Origin of the sequence: Bacteroides sp. OF03-11BH, assembly GCF_003604005.1 — a bacterium.
Lineage (GTDB): Bacteria > Bacteroidota > Bacteroidia > Bacteroidales > Bacteroidaceae > Bacteroides > Bacteroides ovatus.
The window spans coordinates 1-4,325 of sequence record NZ_QTMW01000097.1 but is presented as its reverse complement, the minus strand read 5'-3'; the positions used below and the strand labels follow the sequence as shown (position 1 = coordinate 4,325).

Genomic DNA, 4,325 nt, shown 5'->3' with positions numbered 1-4,325 from the left:
TTTTTTTTTAACTAAAAATCACGCTGAAATCCAACCGCTTACACAATTCATTTAACACATTACTACGACTTTTTGAATGCTATTTAACACATTACTACGACTTTTTGAATGTTATTTTCTCTTCCAAATACGACTTTTTGAATGTTATTTTGCATCATCTACGATTTCCATTTGCACAAGTCGTAATTACTTATTATATTTGCGCAACATACTAATAATCAATAAAGGATGAAGAAAATCATAGTTCATTTTAAGAAAGAAGAATTTGAAAGGGTAAAAAACGCAATTTCTATCCTCGCAAAATTTTCTGAAATATACGCTCCTCACATAGATAAAGCCAACAGTATTTTATCCTTTCGTGTAGATGATGAAAACGAAACAACAGAAGAACAACAGTGTAACAGTCGTCAATAAAGACCAAATACAAAGCTATATTATGACGACAGCCAAGTATGACTTTTCCGTTTATGAGAAGCGCATACTTTATAGAATTGTAGAAATGGCTCAAGGTGAACTCCAAGGAGTTAGGTTTGCAACTGATTGTAAAAAAATAGAACACACACTTTTTGATACCGTTCACATCACAATGCCTATTGCTTCATTGCTAAATGGAGAAAGTGATGAAAACTACACACGTGTAAAACAAGCACTGTTATCTCTACAAAAGAAAATCTTTACCTATGAGGATGAAAAAGAATGGATAAGCATTTCTATTATTGCATTGCCAAAGATAAAGAAGCGTTCATCTGTTGTATCATTCCAAATAGACTCACACATATGGGACTGCTGCTTAGATTTTTCAAAAGGGTTTCGCAAATACGAATTAGCCACTGCGATGAAGTTTAAGAGTGTATATTCTATGCGGTTCTACGAACTTTTAAGCGGTCAGAAAACAAAACTAATCTATCCACTTGAACAGCTCAAAGAAATGTTTAAAGTACAAGATAAATACGCAAAGACAAACGATTTTGTCCGGAAAGTAATTGAACCTGCAAAAAATGAGCTGGACGAACTAAGTCCTTATACATTCGAATGGTCCGCAAACAAGGAGGGGAAAAAAATTGTAAGTTTCAACTTCTATCCAATATTCAAGCCAGAGCATCGTGATGCAGAGCTATACAAAAAAGAGCTACAAAAGCAAACCGGGCTTTCATGGGATTTAGGTAGGCAAGTGATAAGTTACTTAAAAACATCTTTGGAGTTCTCCGATAAAGAAATCAAAAACAACCGGGATTTATTTGTAACAGCACAAATGGAACTTCCAGACATCATGACAGAACTCGCCATACTTAGAGGAAAATCAAGGACAAAAACAAATCCAAAAGGGTGGATTATAAACGCCCTTAAAGGGAAAATCAAGGATAAGTGACAAGATTACCCCGGTATATTTCAGCCGGGGTAATCTTGTCAAATCAGAGGAACGATTTCCATTTCTACACCAAGCTCTTTCATCTGCCGCTGTATTTCCTCGCTGCTTAGTTTCTCTTTCGCCAGTACAAGCCCATGAAAGGCGTCCCAGCCTGCCGGCTTCGAAACGATACTACCGTTTAGGACAGCATGGGTGATTTCGCCGCCGGACTTCGCACCCTTGTTCAGTATGAAGAAGAACCGGGGTTCTTCGTGTTCCGTTGTTCCCATAATTCGTAAAGTTAGAGTTTATTTGTTTCCCTTTTGTTCCCTTGCCTGCTCTTGGAAGTATTCATAATACTGCTTGTAGTTGTCCCGGTCTTTGGCTGCATCCGTCCAAAGATAGCACATGAAACAAGCGAACAATAGGGAGATAACAGCACAAAGGATTGAGTAGAACGAAATCCGTTTGTCCACATAACCGCCGTTTTTCATTCTGTACCCCTGCCGTTCAAAGTCCGACAATACGTTTTTTAGGCGATTTTCGGCACTTTCGAGGCTTTTCCCGTCTATTTGTACCTTTCGGGATGTTGCATCCTCTATGCGCTTTGTATAGGCTTCAATACGTCCCATTTCTTGAAAAAACAGTTCTATCGCAAGCTGCGGGTTAACCTTTGGTGCTGTGTCTTTTCTTTTCCGGGGGCTGTACTGTCCCTGCTTAACGGTGGAAGCTACCGCTTCCGGATGTGAGTTTGTTTCCATGAGATATGTTCATTGAGTTATATTTCAGTTTGCTTTGTGTCCGCTCGATATGGGCGAGAGTGTAGCCTTTCCCTATCTCGCTCGCCTTATACTCCGTACCGCTTCGGGCTGTGACGTAGTAGCCGTTAAGTTTTCCGGTGCTTGCCCTGGCTTCCCGAACTTTAAAACCTCTCCTACCAAGTTCTTCCTTGAATTTAGTCAAGTCAAAGCCCTGCATCTTCTTCAATACGTCGTCCATGGCTTCCTTGATTTCCGCTTTGTTGGCTTTGCCGATGTCCTGCGACTGTACAAAGTTCCGTTCCTTGGCTATGGCGTTGGCGGCTTCCGTTGCCTTTTTCCCTATCCAGTTATCCCGGTACAGTTCCCCGGAAAGGGAAACCCGGTTTGCCAGTATATGCAGGTGGGCTTGTTCTTTTTTGCTCTCCGTACCGCTGTGCCGGATGATGATGTACTGGTGGTTCGCCAGCCCCATGCGCTGCATGAAGTCGTTACCAAGTTCCGCCCAGTCCGCATCCGTAAAGGTGGCGCTTTCCTCTATCGAAGGACTGACCTCGAAACGTAGGCAATTGTTTTTTACGTTCGGAAAATCAGCGTGGTATGGTTTCATTTCCTGTACCATTTCCGCACCCGTACACCCGTAAAGTTCATGCCGGGCTATCTCGATGGCTGCTGTCTGTCCGTCTATCTCTTTGGCAAGGTCATACTCCAGTGCAGCCGTACCATGCGATATGCTCTTTCCTTTCCCTATCATCGTGAAAGTATTTTTTTAAGTTCGGTGATTAGTGCCTGATTCTCTTCAAATACCTCCCGGTACTGGCGACCACCGAAGTAGTTGTTCAGCCGTTGGAGCGTTCCTTTCAACTGGGCTATGTCCCGGAGAAGCTGCCGTTCCTCCTCGGTGTACCTTTCCCTTGGGCGACCTCCAAGGGACAAACTCCGGCAATACTCCGATGTGCTCATGCTACATCGGGCTGCCTGCTCCGCAAGTGCCAGCTTTTCATACCGGGTACAGCGGAATGTAATCTTTTCGTTCCGTCTTACTTCCATGTCACAAAGGTAATCTTAAAATCTTTTTGAGCAAAGCGAGAAAAGCAAGAATTGTCCGACAAGGACACTTCTTGCTATATATACACATACCGCATTGGAATACATCCACACTAACCGCCCGGCAAAAAAGCCCCGGCGTGTTAGAAAATCCCCCACAGCCTAACAAAATCTACCCCATTTCTACCCAAGGGGATTACACGCCGCAGAAGTCATCCGGGAACATGTCTTCCAGTTCGTCCAAATCAATGGCTTCTTCTTCGGACACCTCCACCCATTCAACGTTTTCTTTCCCTCTTATCGCACATGAGTACATCTCGGCGGCGGCAAGGTTAGAGAACACCTCGTGCATAGGCTCGCCGTTCTCTAACCAGTAAACACAATATTCGACCATAACAGTTTTATCATTTATCGTTGTAATGCCCCTCTACCTCCAAAATGTAGACCTCTACCACTTCCTCGTAAATGTCATAGATTATCCGGTCATGGGCGGTAATGTGTCGAGACCATGTAATATCCCCACCGCCCCTTAACGCTTCGGGATGCCCAAGCCCAGTCTTAGGGTGCTCTAACAATTCTTTGTAGATTTTCTTATACTTCTTGAACAAATTGGGGTTTGATTTCTTCCATTTGGCAATCACCTTATCCACCCCGTCGGAAACCCTAATTGTGTACATCATAGACTGTCGAAATAAGCATCAATATCCTCACTGCTTTTGAGGGTAACACACTTTCCGGATTTGATTTCTTCCCTTGCCTTGTCAATCCTTGCTTGCAGTTCCGGGGTTATCATCAAATCTTCACGACCAACTTTTACCAAAGCGTAAATCTCGTTTTTCCTGCGAATTAGTACCTGCTCGCCATTGTCAGCTTTGGTGAAAGACGCTGCGAGGTTGTTACGGTATTCTCTTACTGATAATGCTTCCATATCTGTTTGCTTTTAAATTCAGTACAAAGATAGCTATATTTCAATAAAATACAAACTTTTTGTACACAAATGTGTACACGCCATAAAAAGCCGTTCACAGTCCTACCGCCCGTTGGTTGGTTTTGCTTTGCTTTTTTTCCCTATTGTTTTTCTTTTTCCGACAGTAAATCAACCACTTATCCGTAAAAAATCAATGACTTGTTATAAAGCATAACTTGTTTATATGCTTATCAGCTTTTTTTTT

9 protein-coding genes are annotated in these 4,325 nt (G+C 42.5%); 2 read left to right on the top strand and 7 right to left on the bottom strand.

What is annotated here, in order from left to right:
- Positions 1-228 precede the first annotated feature (228 nt).
- A complete protein-coding gene (locus DXA54_RS27605) occupies positions 229-414 on the top strand; it encodes a hypothetical protein (RefSeq protein ID WP_007560600.1) in 186 nt (61 codons plus the stop codon).
- The gene (locus DXA54_RS27600; RefSeq protein ID WP_007755890.1) at positions 365-1,369 is read left to right on the top strand and encodes a replication initiation protein; all 1,005 of its coding nucleotides are present in this window, start codon (positions 365-367) and stop codon (positions 1,367-1,369) included. The genes DXA54_RS27605 and DXA54_RS27600 overlap by 50 nt, the downstream gene beginning before the upstream one ends.
- A 38-nt stretch (positions 1,370-1,407) precedes the next feature.
- Here DXA54_RS27600 and DXA54_RS27595 read toward each other — a convergent pair whose 3' ends face one another.
- From DXA54_RS27595 to DXA54_RS27565, 7 genes are all read right to left on the bottom strand, one after another.
- A complete protein-coding gene (locus DXA54_RS27595) occupies positions 1,408-1,638 on the bottom strand; it encodes a hypothetical protein (protein ID WP_007755891.1) in 231 nt (76 codons plus the stop codon).
- 18 nt (positions 1,639-1,656) lie between these two features.
- Positions 1,657-2,109, bottom strand: a complete 453-nt coding sequence (mbpC, locus tag DXA54_RS27590; protein ID WP_007755893.1) for a mobilization protein MbpC — start codon at positions 2,107-2,109, stop codon at positions 1,657-1,659.
- The gene (gene mbpB / locus DXA54_RS27585; RefSeq protein WP_007755894.1) at positions 2,066-2,860 is read right to left on the bottom strand and encodes a mobilization protein MbpB; all 795 of its coding nucleotides are present in this window, start codon (positions 2,858-2,860) and stop codon (positions 2,066-2,068) included. The genes mbpC and mbpB overlap by 44 nt, the downstream gene beginning before the upstream one ends.
- On the bottom strand, positions 2,857-3,156 hold the full coding sequence (gene mbpA / locus DXA54_RS27580) for a mobilization protein MbpA (protein ID WP_005683055.1): 300 nt from the start codon (positions 3,154-3,156) through the stop codon (positions 2,857-2,859). Before mbpA ends, mbpB begins: the two co-directional genes overlap by 4 nt.
- Positions 3,157-3,349: 193 nt before the next feature.
- On the bottom strand, positions 3,350-3,547 hold the full coding sequence (locus DXA54_RS27575) for a hypothetical protein (RefSeq protein WP_005683054.1): 198 nt from the start codon (positions 3,545-3,547) through the stop codon (positions 3,350-3,352).
- A gap of 10 nt (positions 3,548-3,557) precedes the next feature.
- Positions 3,558-3,833, bottom strand: a complete 276-nt coding sequence (locus DXA54_RS27570) for a type II toxin-antitoxin system YoeB family toxin (RefSeq protein WP_004327436.1) — start codon at positions 3,831-3,833, stop codon at positions 3,558-3,560.
- The gene (locus tag DXA54_RS27565; RefSeq protein WP_004295507.1) at positions 3,830-4,081 is read right to left on the bottom strand and encodes a hypothetical protein; all 252 of its coding nucleotides are present in this window, start codon (positions 4,079-4,081) and stop codon (positions 3,830-3,832) included. Before DXA54_RS27565 ends, DXA54_RS27570 begins: the two co-directional genes overlap by 4 nt.
- Positions 4,082-4,325: the final 244 nt, after the last annotated feature.